The sequence below is a fragment of the Mesobacillus maritimus genome (assembly GCF_023715205.1).
Lineage (GTDB): Bacteria > Bacillota > Bacilli > Bacillales > Cytobacillaceae > Mesobacillus_B > Mesobacillus_B maritimus_C.
Genome location: NZ_JAMBNR010000007.1, coordinates 85,394 through 99,490 on the forward strand (window position 1 = coordinate 85,394; position 14,097 = coordinate 99,490).

Consider the following 14,097-nt stretch of genomic DNA (forward strand, 5'->3'; position numbering starts at 1 on the left):
CATGAAGCATCGCTATCTACCGCTTACTGAAAGTGATAAGCAATCTATGCTTGAAACAATAGGCATAGAAACGGTTGATGAGTTATTCAGTGATATTCCAGAAGATGTACGTTTTAAAGGAGACTATAACATTAAACCAGCAAAATCAGAACCAGCCTTAATGAAGGAACTGACTCGATTAGCTGGAAAAAATGCTGATTTAAAATCTCATTCTTCTTTTTTAGGTGCAGGTGTTTATGATCACTATATGCCGGTCATTGTAGACCATGTGATTTCTAGGTCTGAGTTTTACACAGCCTATACTCCATATCAACCTGAAATTTCTCAAGGTGAATTGCAAGCGATTTTCGAATTCCAAACAATGATTTGTGAATTAACGGGAATGGAAGTTGCAAACTCCTCCATGTATGACGGGGGAACAGCTCTTGCGGAAGCTGCAATGCTTAGCGCTGGACAGACAAAGCGAAAGAAAGTGCTCATTTCTGCGGCCGTTCATCCTGAATCAAAGGCCGTTCTCAAGACTTATGCGAAAGGCCAATATATTGAAGTTGTTGAGGTTCCTTATAAGGACGGAGTAACAGATATAGAGGCTCTAACAGAATTGTCAGGAGATGATGTTGCCGCTGTAATTGTTCAATATCCAAACTTCTTTGGTCAAATTGAACCACTAGCTGAAATCGAAAAGTTGGCACATGAACATAAATCCTTATTTGTGGTTTCTAGTAATCCATTGGCTTTGGGTGCTTTAACTCCACCAGGCAAGTTCGGAGCAGATATTGTTGTTGGTGATGCGCAGCCATTCGGAATTCCTACGGCTTTTGGAGGACCACACTGTGGATATTTCGCTGTGACCAAGAAGTTAATGCGAAAAACACCTGGGCGTCTTGTCGGACAATCCACTGATGATGAAGGGCGTCGTGGATTTGTATTGACGCTTCAAGCGAGGGAACAGCATATCCGTCGAGATAAAGCAACGTCTAACATTTGTTCAAACCAAGCCTTAAACGCTCTCGCAGCTTCTGTTGCGATGACAGCTCTTGGGAAAAAAGGTGTCAAAGAGATGGCTGCTGCAAATATACAGAAAGCTTATTATGCGAAACAGGTATTCAAACAGAATGGATTTGAAGTGGTGTTTGATGGACCAATGTTCAACGAATTTATCGTGAAGCTAAATAAACCTGTAAAAGTAGTAAATCAAAATCTTCTTGAAAAGGGGATTATTGGTGGATATGACTTGGGTCGAGATTATCCAGAATTAGAGCAACACATGTTAATTGCTGTAACGGAGTTAAGAACGAAAGAAGAAATTGATACATTTGTGCAAGAAATGGGGGATAGTCATGCATAAAGAAGATCAGCCACTCATTTTTGAAATTAGTAGTCCGGGGCGAATTGGGTATAGTTTACCGGAAATAGATGTACCGGAAGTTGATTTAGCGGATTTGCTTCCTGAGGGATATATTCGTGAAGAGGAACCAGAACTACCAGAAGTATCGGAGTTAGACATTATGCGCCACTATACAGCGTTATCAAGACGTAATCATGGCGTAGATTCTGGATTCTATCCGCTAGGATCTTGTACGATGAAGTACAATCCGAAAATCAACGAAAATGTTGCTCGTTACAATGGTTTTGCTCATATTCATCCACTTCAAGATGAGACCTCCGTACAAGGTGCGCTAGAGCTAATGTATGATTTACAACAGCATTTGATGGAAATTACAGGAATGGATGAGGTCACTCTCCAACCGGCAGCTGGAGCTCATGGTGAATGGACAGGGCTAATGATGATTCGCGCTTTCCATGAAGCGAATGGGGATACTCAGAGAACAAAAGTAATTGTTCCTGACTCCGCACATGGAACGAATCCTGCTTCGGCAACTGTAGCAGGATTTGACACGATTACCGTAAAGTCAAATGAACAAGGTCTTGTCGATTTGGAGGACTTAAAGAGCGTGGTTGGACCAGATACAGCTGCTTTAATGTTAACAAATCCAAATACACTTGGTTTGTTTGAAGAAAACATTGTGGAAATGGCCGAGATTGTCCATGGCGCAGGTGGCAAGTTGTATTATGATGGAGCGAACTTAAATGCTGTTCTTGCCCAAGCACGACCTGGTGATATGGGATTTGATGTCGTTCACTTAAACCTCCATAAAACTTTTACTGGCCCACACGGTGGAGGTGGACCAGGATCAGGTCCAGTAGGTGTGAAGGAAGATCTAATTCCGTTCCTTCCAAAGCCAATTGTCACAAAGAGAGATGATCAGTTTGTATTCGATTACGACCGTCCGCAGTCAATTGGCCGTGTAAAACCGTACTATGGCAATTTTGGAATAAATGTTCGTGCATATACTTATATCCGAAGTATGGGGCCAGATGGTCTTCGTGCAGTAACGGAGAATGCTGTGCTTAATGCAAACTATATGATGAGAAGATTAGCGGAATATTATGGTCTTCCATTTGATAAACATTGTAAGCACGAGTTCGTACTAAGCGGAAAACGCCAGAAAAAGCTGGGTGTTCGAACACTTGATATTGCGAAGCGATTATTAGATTTTGGTTACCATCCACCGACCATTTACTTCCCATTAAATGTAGAAGAGTGTATCATGGTGGAACCGACTGAGACTGAATCAAAAGAAACATTGGATCATTTTATTGATGCAATGATTCAAATTGCAAAAGAAGCGGAAGAGAACCCAGAAATCGTTCAAGAAGCTCCACATACGACCGTAATTGGGAGAATTGATGAGGCAACAGCGGCGAGAAAGCCTATATTAAGATACCAAAAAGAAGCTTGAGTAAATCTATAAATTAGTTAGGCTATTTTCTCAAATTTGTTGCTTATGAACAAAAAAGACAACTGAATGAGCTAGGTTTTACTAGAAAATCGCTTCATTTATGAGAAAAGAGCTTGCTGACTTAATTTATACTTACGAAATGGCTGCTAAAGCGTTAAAATCGGCTTTAGGATTTTAACAACAATTTTTACGAAAACAGCCATTAGTAAATTGCAATAGCAATAGCAACCCCCCCCCTTAGAATCTTCCAAGGGGGGGTATTATGCTTATTTAGCTTTGATTTTTCCAGACCATTTTTTAAATCCACCTTGCAGGTGTGAGAGTTCTTTGTATCCTTTACGATGTAGCATTTGTGCTGCACGAGCACTTCTAGCACCACTTTGACAATACAAATAAACAGGCTTGTCCGGACGAATTTCTTTCATTCTCATTTTTAATTGTGATACTGGAATATTGCGTGCTCCAAGGATATGTCCGGCACTATACTCGTTCGGCTCTCGAACATCAATTAATTGGGCTTTACGGTATCCTGCTTTAAATTCTTCCTCTGTTAAGGTCTTCAAGAACCTGCGTTGGTAAAAGTAATTAAAAGCTGAGTACGCAATGATAACACCGATTAGTGCAAGAATAAAATATAATACTTCCAATGCTCCTTCTCCTTTCTTGCTTCCTAGACACAATATATTATATAAGTGATTGGCTTTAAGGGCAAAGGAATTTATCTGGAAACCGCAGACTAACTTCTGGGTGTTCTAGTTTAATTTTTGCTTTTATTTTGATAGACTAGTGAAGTGGAAAATTTATCTTTGAGCAATTATTAAGTTTGTCTAGAAAAATAAAAAATGGGGTTAGGTAATGGAGAAAGAAGTATGGAGATATATTGATTCCGGATATGGCTCAGCATCTTTTAACATGGCTTTAGACGAGGCCTTACTGGATTGGCATAGTGAAGGGAAAATCCCCCCAGTCATTCGTTTTTACGGGTGGAATCCTGCTAGTTTATCGATTGGCTACTTTCAAAGGATTGAACGTGAGATTGATATGGAAGCAGTTAAGAAACATGGGTTAGGGTTTGTGAGACGACCAACTGGAGGACGCGGAGTTCTTCATGAACATGAGCTTACCTATAGTGTTATTGTTTCTGAAGAGCATCCGGAAATGCCAAAAACCGTTACTGAAGCTTATCGAGTCATTTCAGAAGGTGTTTTAAAAGGTTTTCAAAATCTCGGGCTGGAAGCTTATTTTGCAGTGCCACGAACAGATGAAGAAAAAAATGCATTAAAAAGTCCTCGTTCTGCAGTATGTTTTGATGCGCCGAGTTGGTATGAGTTGGTAGTAGAAGGCAGAAAAGTTGCCGGAAGTGCCCAAACTCGACAAAAAGGAGTTATTTTACAACATGGTGCAATTTTATTGGATCTAGATGAGGATAAGCTTTTTAGCTTATTTAAATATTCGAATGAACGAGTGAAAGAGCGAATGCAAAAAGCTTTTAAAACAAAGGCTGTCGCGATTAAGGAACTGAGTGGACGAACCGTAACGATGGATGAAGCGATAACTGCATTTCGAGATGGCTTTGCAGAAGGGTTGAATATTAAGTTAGAGCCGTATACTCTTACTGATGAAGAAATGGCATATGTTCAACATTTAGCGAAAACGAAGTATGAGTCTGATGAATGGAATTATAAAAGGTAGGGAAGTTTCTACTTACTTCTCTATCTTTTATTTTGATGTTTAGAAAAAAATGCAAGTGATGAAATTTGTTGAAATTTATCAATTAAGCGTATATATCATTCTTTCTCTCTTTATCTCTCAATTTTATAATGACTTTTGTGTTTGACAAAATAATATTCGCTTGACCTAAAATCAATATGTAGTGTTGTCGAAAAAATAATAAACACTATATATTGATTTTAGGTGTTTCGGTATGATAACGTAAGAGTAATTCGTAAGTACATCCAGAATCAACGCTTAATCTATCAGCCTTGTAAAACTGGACGGTATTACTGAATTTTACTAGAAGGAGATGTGACCATGTCTGTTGAGCTAGGCCAAAAAATGAGTATTAATATTGAAAATCTGAACAAGGACATTCGTTTGTTTCCGCAGGTACATCCAATTACCCCTGATATGAAAACAACCCATAAAGGGGTATCGCGTCTTGTGATGCTGGATCGTTATACATTCAAGGACACAGAAAAAGTGACATTGAGCGAAGGCGACTTTGTCGTTCTTACGATTAAAGAAGATCCGAAATTCCCAGCACGAGGTTTGGGATTCATTTTAGAATTAGATTGGGAATCTAAAATGGCAACCGTGTTGGTAGAAGAAGAGTTTCGCGGCGTACTGGATGACCCAGAAGAAGCGAAGACTGGGATTATCAGAAAGTCACTTGATGTAATTGAGAAGCCTTTGGAAGTGTTCTATGAGCAGATTGCGAAACGAAATGCAACTGGCTTAGCTTCAGTTGAAAAAACAGAGGAAAAGCGGAAAGAGTGGTTCGAGAAGTTTTACCAAGAGCTTTCGAGCTTAAACTTTATTCCTGCTGGACGAGTTCTATACGGTGCAGGTGCAGACACGGATGTAACGTACTTTAACTGTTACGTTATGCCGTTTGTTCAGGATTCTCGTGAAGGGATCTCTGAACACCGCAAGCAAGTGATGGAAATTATGAGCCGCGGTGGTGGTGTTGGAACAAACGGTTCTACGTTGAGACCACGAAATACGCTTGCAAAAGGGGTTAATGGAAAATCATCTGGATCTGTTTCATGGTTAGATGATATTGCGAAATTGACACATCTTGTTGAGCAAGGTGGGTCCAGACGTGGTGCCCAGATGATTATGCTGGCTGACTGGCATCCTGACATCATTGAATTCATCATTTCAAAGATGCAAAACCCGAGAATTCTACGTTTCTTGATTGAAAATACAGAAGACGAAACGATAAAAAAGCATGCAAAAGAAAAATTAAAATTCACACCATTGACTTTGCAAGAAGAAGCAATGTATCAAGGAATTGTGAATTATAAAAATATACCAGGCTACGGTGGTTTTAGTGCAGAAATCATCAAGAATGCAGAAGAAAAATTGCAAACAGGCGGAAATTATGCAGTGCATAATCCTGAGTTCTTAACTGGAGCTAATATCTCAGTTACCTTAACAAAGGGATTCATGGAAGCTGTCGAAAACGACGCGGAATTTGAACTTCGTTTTCCAGATGTTGAATCCTACGATGCCGAAACAATGAAAATTTACAATGAAGAATGGCATAAAGTTGGCGATGTTCGCGAATGGGAAAAGCTTGGATATAAAGTTCGCACATATAAAAAGATAAAGGCGAAAGAACTTTGGAACTTAATCAATATCTGTGCAACCTACTCCGCTGAACCAGGTATTTTCTTCATAGACAATGCGAACGACATGACTAACGCTCAAGCATATGGTCAGAAAGTTGTTGCAACAAACCCTTGTGGTGAGCAACCACTTGCACCATACAGTGTCTGTAACCTTGCAGCTGTTAACCTTGCAGAAATGGCTGATAAAGAAACAAAGACTGTGGACTTTGAGAAACTAAAACGTACGGTAGAAGTAGGGGTTAGAATGCAGGATAACGTTATCGATGCAACCCCATATTTCTTACCAGAAAACAAGAAGCAAGCATTAGGTGAGCGTCGTGTTGGCCTTGGTGTCATGGGTCTTCATGATTTGCTTATTTACTGTGAAACAGAATATGGTTCTGAAAAAGGCAATGAACTTGTTGATAAGGTATTTGAAACGATTGCAACAACGGCATATCGTGCTTCCATTGAACTAGCAAACGAAAAAGGAAGTTTCCCGTTCTTAAAAGGTGAAACGGAAGAAGAGACAAACCGATTAAGACAAGCATTTATTAATACTGGTTTTATGAAAAAAATGCCCGAAGATGTACGTGAAGCAATCCTTAAAAATGGAATTCGCAATTCACACTTGCTAACTGTTGCTCCGACTGGATCTACTGGTACCATGGTTGGCGTTTCAACAGGACTTGAGCCTTACTTCTCGTTCTCATACTTCCGAAGTGGGCGTCTTGGCAAGTTCATCGAAGTAAAAGCAGATATCGTTCAAGAATATCTCGATCAAAATCCAGAAGCTGATGCAGAAAACCTGCCTGAATGGTTTGTAACTGCTATGGAACTAGCACCAGAGGCCCATGCGGATGTACAATGTGTCATCCAACGCTGGATTGATAGTTCCATCAGTAAAACGGTCAACGCACCAAAAGGATACAGTGTTGAGCAGGTTGAAAAAGTGTACGAGCGTCTCTATAAGGGTGGAGCGAAAGGTGGAACAGTCTATGTTGATGGTTCCCGTGACACGCAAGTCTTAACTCTTAAAGCGGAAGAGAATAGCTTTGAAGAAGATAAAGAAACAAAGAAACAAAAAGCAAAACAACATGTTGTATTAGTTGATACGATTAGTGAACTCCGATCTACTAACGTAACAATCGGTTCTGAAGTTGGAAATACTTGCCCTGTATGTCGAAAAGGTGAGGTAAAAGAAATCGGTGGCTGTAACACATGTACGAACTGTAATGCTCAATTAAAATGTGGTCTATAATTTAAATAGTTTTCTAAGAGGGTGGAAATATTTTTCCATCCTCTTTTCTCATTTCTCAGACCATACTAACAAATAAGCAGCAACGAGAAATGGGGGAGAAAAAATGAAGCCATTTGTACCACAGCTTGTTTATATTGAACCTCGAGCCCTTGAGTACCCGCTTGGGAGAGAACTCAAAGAAAAATTTGAAAACATGGGCCTGGAAATTAGGGAAACCACTTCCCATAATCAAGTCAGAGGAATCCCAGGTGACAACGAACTTCAACAATACCGAAATGCAAAATCAACTCTAGTTGTTGGGGTGAGGAAAACATTAAAATTTGATACTTCCAAGCCTTCTGCAGAATATGCAATCCCACTTGCAACTGGGTGTATGGGTCATTGTCATTACTGTTATCTCCAAACTACGCTTGGTAGTAAGCCGTATATTCGCACCTATGTTAATCTTGATGAAATCTTTGAACAAGCGGAAAAGTATATGGAAGAAAGAAAGCCTGAGATCACGAGATTTGAAGCAGCATGTACTTCAGATATTGTGGGTATTGATCATTTAACACATTCCCTTAAGAAAGCAATTGAGTATTTTGGGGAATCGGAGCATGGACAACTTCGATTTGTGACGAAGTTTCATCATGTCGACCATTTGCTAGATGCTAAGCATAATGGGAAAACCCGATTTCGCTTTAGCATTAACTCAAGATATGTGATTAAAAACTTTGAACCTGGTACCTCATCCTTTGACGAACGGTTAGAGGCAGCCCGAAAGGTAGCAGGTGCAGGATATCCTCTCGGGTTTATTGTAGCCCCTATCTACCGGCATGAAGGATGGGAAGAAGGATATCGAGAACTATTTGAACGTTTACATCAATCATTAGATGGCGTGAACCTTGAGGATATCACGTTTGAACTAATTCAACATCGGTTTACAAAGCCGGCGAAACGGGTCATCATGAAACGATATCCAAAAACAAAACTAGAAATGGATGAAGAACAGCGGAAATATAAATGGGGGCGTTATGGCATTGGTAAATACGTTTACCAAACGGACGAAGCAAAAGAGTTAGAAAATACGATTCGTGAGTCGATTCAAACCTTTTTCCCAAAAGCTGAAATCCAATATTTCACATAAAAGAAGAACATTTTGAACTTGTACGCCGTACTATTTTACATAAAGAACGCTTAAAGATGTAACAAGCAAGTTACTGATGGGAGTGGACTTGTATGTATATAGACGGGGTATTTTCTGGGGGAGGAATTAAGGGATTCGCATTAGTCGGGGCATGCCGAGCAGTTGAGGAAAAAGGTTTTCGCTTTAAACGGGTTGCCGGGACAAGTGCGGGTTCCATTATTGCTGCACTCTTAGCGGCAGGTTATACAAGTCGGGAAATGGAGCAGCTTGTAGACGAGCTTAATTTAAAAACCTTTTTAGACTCACGGAATACTTTCCTGCCGACAGCATTGGCTAAATGGTTGTTTATCTATTGGAGACTAGGACTTTACCGTGGGAAAGAGTTTGAAAAATGGCTTGAAGAAACACTTGCAGCTAAGGGGTTAAGGACTTTTGGTGACCTTCAACCAGAAAGCTTAAGAGTGATTGCCTCAGATTTAACCAATGGAACCATGCTTATTTTGCCAGATGATTTACCTAAATATGGGATTAACCCACAGACTTTTTCAATTGCAAAAGCAATCCGAATGAGCTGCAGTTTGCCGTTTTTCTTTGAACCAGTAAAAATAAGGGATTATCAAGGGAAAAACATTATTGTTGATGGAGGAGTCTTGAGTAATTTTCCAATGTGGTTATTTGATAAGGAGAATGTGAAAAAAGTTCGGCCTGTTTTAGGTGTGAAGTTGAGTCATAATTTGAAAGAGCATCCCCGTCATGAAATTCGGAATGCAATCAATATGTTTGAAGCTTTATTTGAGACAATGAAAGATGCGCATGATGCAAGATACATCTCTAGGAAGCATGAGAAAAATATAATTTTTATACCGACTGAAGGGGTATTGTCTACTGAATTTCAACTAACAAATGAAAAGAAACGAGAGTTGATCAATTGGGGGCAAACCTGTGCGTCAAATTTTTTCAAAAGATGGGGATATTAAAAATCGAGCCTAAAATGAGGCCCGATTTTTTTTCTTGCCTTTTTTTCCTTCGATCACTGTTAAATGGGAAGTATCCCTTTTCTTGCGCGCGGCAGAGAGAGACTTAACCGAAGAGCGTTTTGGAGAGTGTGTACTCTCTTTTGTTTGGAACCGTTTTTTAGACCTTTTTGCAGCTTTTTTAAAGGCACGTTGCTCATGATTTTGTGCAGGGCTAGCTTGAGAAAAACGTCTGATGACAAAAAAGATCACAGCTACAATTAGGGCCGTTCCCACAATCATTTTAATAAATCCACTCGGATCTTTAACGAGGTTTGAAATGATTCCAATTGCAGCGAGGATGATAAGTCCCGTTACTATATAAAATGAAGTTTGTTTTTTCAATACAGCCACCTCCCTAAAAGCATCATGAGCATATTTTTTAATTTTTAAACTTCGTCGGGTTATTAATATTTATATCTTTCTCCAGCGTAGGGATATTTTCCTGCTTAAACAAGTACAATCCATTTTTTATTCACAATCACTAAGAAAAAAGTCGATGTTTTTTAAAATTCTTCCATCTATATTTTACCAAAAATCTGAATAAACCTCTAGTCAATTTAAGTGAACACTATACAAATTTAGTGGAGATTTTATGAAAGGAAAAATAGCCTATGGACATAATAAACATAGGAGGTGCTAATTATGGAAGAGAATAAACAGCAACTTGAACAAAATAAGCACGAAAAGCCGATGTCGTTTATCAGTATAGTTGTCGTGACAGGACTCATCGGGGGTATATTATGGAGTTCGATTGCGTTATTAGCCTATTTCTTAAATTTTACAGATGTAAGGCCGAATTTGATTCTTGAACCTTGGGCATTGGGTAATTGGAAAAACGGGTGGATAGGCACGGTTTTTTCAATACTCGTTATCGGATTACTTTCTATTGGTGCTGCTTTGGTTTATTATGCTTTATTACGCCGTTTTAATAATATTTGGGTGGGTATGGCATATGGTCTTGTATTATTCTTTCTTGTGTTTTACGTTTTGAATCCGATTTTTCCTGGTATTGAATCCTTTTGGAAATTATCAAAAAATACCTTAATTACCACAGCTTGTATATACCTTTTATATGGAATATTCGTAGGTTATTCAATCTCGTTTGAGGCATCTGAGCGTAGTGTGAGAGCAAATCAATCGAATGAAAATCCAGCGTAAATTCCTTAAGTAGTGTGAACAAATCGAGTTATGGTAGAATGTTCATATTGAACATTCTTTTTTTAAGTAATAAGGGAGGGGTTATACGATGGAAAAATTACAAAGAATCCAACATCGGATAGAGGAACTGGGACTTGACGGTTTCTTAATAACAAGTAGCCATAATCGGAGATATATGACAGGATTTACTGGATCTGCAGGTGCAGTTTTAATTACACCAGTAAAAGCTCTATTTATTACAGATTTTCGTTATACTGAGCAAGCTGAAAAACAATGCGCAGGCTATGAAGTGGTTCAACAAAAAGGTAGCATTGCGAACGAAGTGGGCGTGCAAGTGAAAAATCTGGGTATTAAGAAGCTTGGTTTTGAGGAAGACCATGTTACCTTTTCAACTTATAAATTGTTTGATAAGGAAATTAGTGCAGAACTTGTGCCAGTTTCAGGTGAAATTGAAAAGTTACGCTTGATTAAGACAAAGACAGAGATTAAGATATTAAAGGAAGCTGCAGACATCGCTGATGCTGCATTTAAACATATTCTAGACTTCATTCGCCCTGGTAAAACTGAATTACAGGTATCGAATGAGTTAGAGTTTTTTATGAGATCTTTAGGAGCAACTTCCTCTTCATTTGATATTATCGTCGCTTCTGGATATCGTTCGGCCCTTCCTCATGGAGTTGCGAGTGAGAAAGTAATTGAATCAGGTGATTTTGTTACCCTTGATTTTGGTGCGTACTATAATGGCTATGTTTCCGATATTACGAGAACGGTTGCTGTTGGGCAGCCATCAGATAAATTACAGGAAATATATGAGATTGTACTCGAAGCGCAACTTCGTGGTGTTAACGGAATCAAACCCGGTTTAACAGGCAAACAATCGGATGCCTTAACACGTGATTATATTACGGAAAAAGGATACGGAGAAAACTTCGGACATTCTACTGGACACGGTATCGGTTTAGAAGTTCATGAGGGACCTGGGTTATCTGTTAAATCAGATGTTGTCTTAGAACCAGGAATGGTCGTGACAGTTGAGCCTGGGATATACATACCTGGCCTTGGCGGTGTAAGAATAGAGGATGATATTGTTATTACAGATAACCACAATGAAAGGCTAACGCATTCACCTAAAGAACTAATTATTCTTTAAAGGCTAGGAGGATTTTTATTAATGATTTCAGTTAATGATTTTCGTACAGGATTAACAATTGAAGTAGACGGTGGCATTTGGCGTGTCATGGATTTCCAACACGTTAAGCCAGGAAAAGGTGCCGCGTTTGTTCGCTCGAAGCTTCGTAACCTACGTAATGGTGCGGTTCAAGAAAAAACATTCCGCGCTGGTGAAAAAGTTGCAAAAGCACAAATCGACAATCGTAGAATGCAATATCTATATGCTAGTGGTGACCAACATGTCTTCATGGATAATGAATCTTATGAGCAAATTGAACTACCAGCAACCTCTATTGAATACGAACTAAAGTTCTTGAAAGAAAATATGGAAGTTTCAATTATGATGTATCAAGGTGAAACTCTAGGTGTTGAACTCCCTAATACAGTAGAACTTGAAGTCACAGAAACTGAACCAGGAATTAAAGGAGATACCGCTTCAGGTGGGACAAAGCCTGCTATCCTTGAAACTGGGTTGAGTGTCCAAGTTCCGTTCTTTGTTAATCAAGGGGACCGTCTAATTATCAATACCACTGATGGATCATATGTTTCTCGTGCATAATGACTTTTCTAAAAAAACCCGCTAAAAATATTTAGCGGGTTCTGTTTCCTAATCAAGGTAAAAATGAGTGTCAATTTGCATATGAAATTGACACTCATTTTTATTGGTGTAAAGCCAGTTAGCTGAATAGTTAAAATTTATATAGGGAAATGCACACCAAATTGCAGAGTCTGTTATGCCCCTACTATTTCACTCTCAATTTGATAGACAATTTAGCTTACATTAAATTAAAGGTAAGTGGAGATTTTCCTGTCAGACTGCCGAATAGAGCCTGGTTCTACGTTATATAAAAGGATATTTTCCGACTAAGCAAAGCAAAATTACTCATTTTCACTTTTTAGTCAGTAGTCGGAATATTTCCGTCTGTTTAAGTTACTTAGTGTAAATTTCATAGTTAAGAGAAAATTCTTCACTAATTTATCAAATCACTCATCTTTGTCCGCTCTATTATGGCCATCTTATTATTAATTGCAAAAACAGTTAGAAAAGGTGGATCAAATAGGCCACATTTTCGATTGCATTTTTGGGTATGCGAATCTTCAATTTACTACTTTTTTAATGTCGACGTGCTGTAGAAAGTATTAGCTTTTGGGCAATAGTGATTTGTCCTTCACCGTTGGGCTCGACAAACACCCAGACTTCCTTTTTTATTATTGAATCTCTCCATCCCACTCATTCATCCCACCGGTCATGTAATATATTTCTTTAAACCCGTTTTCAGCTAGTATGGCACTTGCTTAGGAGGAGCGATTCCCACTTCTACAAACGACCAGATAACTTGTCTCTTTATTTAAGGTTTTCAATTCTTCTAGGGATTGAAGAGGCATCAATGTTGCGTCAGGAATATGTCCTTCAGCGAATTCCCCCTCTGTTCGAACGTCTACACTTCTACTTCTCCGTTTGCAATCATTTCTTTAGCATCCTCGATTGTGACATCTTGATAAGTACTTATCCCACAACCGCTTATGATAAATAAAAGAATTGCTAAAAAAATATACTTTTTCATTTGCTTACCACCTCTTATACCTATATAGGTACTTTAACTTAATATGTCTCGAAAAAATTTGGAGATTTTATGGCAAATGGCCTTAATCAATCTTTAAAACTCCCCAATGAGGAAATTCTGATTTTTTAAAACGAATGGAGAAGCAAAAATCTATTCGTAAGAGTTAAAAAGGCGTTTTGTTTAAAATTCAACCTACATGAAAAGGAACAAGGGCCAAAAATGGCCCTTGTTTTAATATATCTTTTCATTGGGTTTTAAAAAAAGTGATTTACCTAAATTTCACGTCCAGTAGCACCTGGGGACATATCAGTGTTTCGACCATTATTATAGTCTTGGTCTTTAACCTCTGTACGATTGTTTTTGTCATCACCAATATATCGATTTTTTAAATCTCTTTGCTTTTGTTGGAAACGTTTGTGATCCTTATTCACTATTTTAACCTCCTTCCGTTAGGAAAACTTATAAATCCGACACTAACGAGTCATGAGAATCTTCTAGCAGCGGTTGCCTATGGGTAAAAGACTTAATCCAGTAAAAAGCACCTTTTAAAAGGGTGCGTCTTATGCTTAACGTGCCTAAACAGTGCCTCCGCTTTTCTATGTCTAGCTCCAACGGCTAACTCCTCGGGTCATAAGTCACCCCTGAAATAAAGGCAAAAAGCG

14 protein-coding genes are annotated in these 14,097 nt (G+C 38.8%); 9 read left to right on the forward strand and 5 right to left on the reverse strand.

What is annotated here, in order from left to right; translation table 11 throughout:
* The first annotated feature begins 1 nt into the window (after position 1).
* A complete protein-coding gene (gcvPA, locus tag M3182_RS11515; RefSeq protein ID WP_251558171.1) occupies positions 2-1,348 on the forward strand; it encodes an aminomethyl-transferring glycine dehydrogenase subunit GcvPA in 1,347 nt (448 codons plus the stop codon).
* Entirely contained in the window at positions 1,341-2,804 is a 1,464-nt protein-coding gene (gene gcvPB / locus M3182_RS11520; protein WP_251558173.1) for an aminomethyl-transferring glycine dehydrogenase subunit GcvPB, read from the forward strand. The genes gcvPA and gcvPB overlap by 8 nt, the downstream gene beginning before the upstream one ends.
* A 266-nt stretch (positions 2,805-3,070) precedes the next feature.
* On the opposite strand, the gene M3182_RS11525 is transcribed toward gcvPB, so the two are convergent.
* Positions 3,071-3,451, reverse strand: coding sequence for a rhodanese-like domain-containing protein (locus M3182_RS11525; RefSeq protein WP_251430393.1), 381 nt, complete (start codon positions 3,449-3,451; stop codon positions 3,071-3,073).
* Positions 3,452-3,659: 208 nt separating this feature from the next.
* Here M3182_RS11525 and M3182_RS11530 point away from each other — a divergent pair, with 208 nt between their 5' ends.
* The 4 genes from M3182_RS11530 to M3182_RS11545 all read left to right on the forward strand — a co-directional run bounded on the left by M3182_RS11530 (position 3,660) and on the right by M3182_RS11545 (position 9,503).
* On the forward strand, positions 3,660-4,496 hold the full coding sequence (locus M3182_RS11530; protein ID WP_251430391.1) for a lipoate--protein ligase family protein: 837 nt from the start codon (positions 3,660-3,662) through the stop codon (positions 4,494-4,496).
* Positions 4,497-4,835: 339 nt separating this feature from the next.
* A complete protein-coding gene (locus M3182_RS11535) occupies positions 4,836-7,397 on the forward strand; it encodes a vitamin B12-dependent ribonucleotide reductase (protein ID WP_251430388.1) in 2,562 nt (853 codons plus the stop codon).
* A gap of 103 nt (positions 7,398-7,500) precedes the next feature.
* Entirely contained in the window at positions 7,501-8,526 is a 1,026-nt protein-coding gene (gene splB / locus M3182_RS11540) for a spore photoproduct lyase (protein ID WP_251430386.1), read from the forward strand.
* A 92-nt stretch (positions 8,527-8,618) separates the two neighbouring features.
* Complete coding sequence (locus M3182_RS11545) at positions 8,619-9,503, forward strand: patatin-like phospholipase family protein (RefSeq protein ID WP_251430384.1); 885 nt, start codon at positions 8,619-8,621, stop codon at positions 9,501-9,503.
* 9 nt (positions 9,504-9,512) lie between these two features.
* Here M3182_RS11545 and M3182_RS11550 read toward each other — a convergent pair whose 3' ends face one another.
* A complete protein-coding gene (locus tag M3182_RS11550; protein ID WP_349774448.1) occupies positions 9,513-9,893 on the reverse strand; it encodes an SA1362 family protein in 381 nt (126 codons plus the stop codon).
* A 291-nt stretch (positions 9,894-10,184) separates the two neighbouring features.
* Between M3182_RS11550 and M3182_RS11555 the strand changes: the two genes are divergently transcribed.
* The 3 genes from M3182_RS11555 (at position 10,185) to efp (ending at position 12,429) form a co-directional block, all read left to right on the forward strand.
* Positions 10,185-10,700, forward strand: a complete 516-nt coding sequence (locus tag M3182_RS11555; RefSeq protein ID WP_251430378.1) for a YqhR family membrane protein — start codon at positions 10,185-10,187, stop codon at positions 10,698-10,700.
* An 88-nt stretch (positions 10,701-10,788) separates the two neighbouring features.
* Positions 10,789-11,850 (forward strand): M24 family metallopeptidase, encoded by a 1,062-nt coding sequence (locus M3182_RS11560; protein ID WP_251430375.1) that lies wholly within the window; start codon positions 10,789-10,791, stop codon positions 11,848-11,850.
* 21 nt (positions 11,851-11,871) lie between these two features.
* Positions 11,872-12,429, forward strand: a complete 558-nt coding sequence (gene efp, locus M3182_RS11565) for an elongation factor P (RefSeq protein ID WP_251430373.1) — start codon at positions 11,872-11,874, stop codon at positions 12,427-12,429.
* Positions 12,430-13,166: 737 nt separating this feature from the next.
* On the opposite strand, the gene M3182_RS11570 is transcribed toward efp, so the two are convergent.
* The 3 genes from M3182_RS11570 to M3182_RS11575 form a co-directional block, all read right to left on the reverse strand.
* On the reverse strand, positions 13,167-13,256 hold the full coding sequence (locus tag M3182_RS11570) for a hypothetical protein (protein ID WP_349775448.1): 90 nt from the start codon (positions 13,254-13,256) through the stop codon (positions 13,167-13,169).
* 53 nt (positions 13,257-13,309) lie between these two features.
* Positions 13,310-13,435, reverse strand: coding sequence for a hypothetical protein (locus tag M3182_RS26150; RefSeq protein WP_285867850.1), 126 nt, complete (start codon positions 13,433-13,435; stop codon positions 13,310-13,312).
* 272 nt (positions 13,436-13,707) lie between these two features.
* Positions 13,708-13,866 carry a hypothetical protein gene (locus tag M3182_RS11575; RefSeq protein WP_251430369.1) on the reverse strand — a complete coding sequence of 53 codons (159 nt, stop codon included), beginning with the start codon at positions 13,864-13,866 and terminating at the stop codon, positions 13,708-13,710.
* Positions 13,867-14,097: the final 231 nt, after the last annotated feature.

What these genes read in the sequence shown, in the direction of transcription:
- M3182_RS11560 (WP_251430375.1), top strand. Translation starts at nt 10,789, where the DNA reads ATGGAAAAATTACAAAGAATCCAACATCGGATAGAGGAACTGGGACTT.
- M3182_RS11570 (WP_349775448.1), bottom strand. Translation starts at nt 13,256, where the DNA reads ATGCCTCTTCAATCCCTAGAAGAATTGAAAACCTTAAATAAAGAGACA.
- splB (WP_251430386.1), top strand. Translation starts at nt 7,501, where the DNA reads ATGAAGCCATTTGTACCACAGCTTGTTTATATTGAACCTCGAGCCCTT.
- gcvPB (WP_251558173.1), top strand. Translation starts at nt 1,341, where the DNA reads ATGCATAAAGAAGATCAGCCACTCATTTTTGAAATTAGTAGTCCGGGG.
- M3182_RS11545 (WP_251430384.1), top strand. Translation starts at nt 8,619, where the DNA reads ATGTATATAGACGGGGTATTTTCTGGGGGAGGAATTAAGGGATTCGCA.
- M3182_RS11535 (WP_251430388.1), top strand. Translation starts at nt 4,836, where the DNA reads ATGTCTGTTGAGCTAGGCCAAAAAATGAGTATTAATATTGAAAATCTG.
- efp (WP_251430373.1), top strand. Translation starts at nt 11,872, where the DNA reads ATGATTTCAGTTAATGATTTTCGTACAGGATTAACAATTGAAGTAGAC.
- gcvPA (WP_251558171.1), top strand. Translation starts at nt 2, where the DNA reads ATGAAGCATCGCTATCTACCGCTTACTGAAAGTGATAAGCAATCTATG.
- M3182_RS26150 (WP_285867850.1), bottom strand. Translation starts at nt 13,435, where the DNA reads ATGAAAAAGTATATTTTTTTAGCAATTCTTTTATTTATCATAAGCGGT.
- M3182_RS11555 (WP_251430378.1), top strand. Translation starts at nt 10,185, where the DNA reads ATGGAAGAGAATAAACAGCAACTTGAACAAAATAAGCACGAAAAGCCG.
- M3182_RS11530 (WP_251430391.1), top strand. Translation starts at nt 3,660, where the DNA reads ATGGAGAAAGAAGTATGGAGATATATTGATTCCGGATATGGCTCAGCA.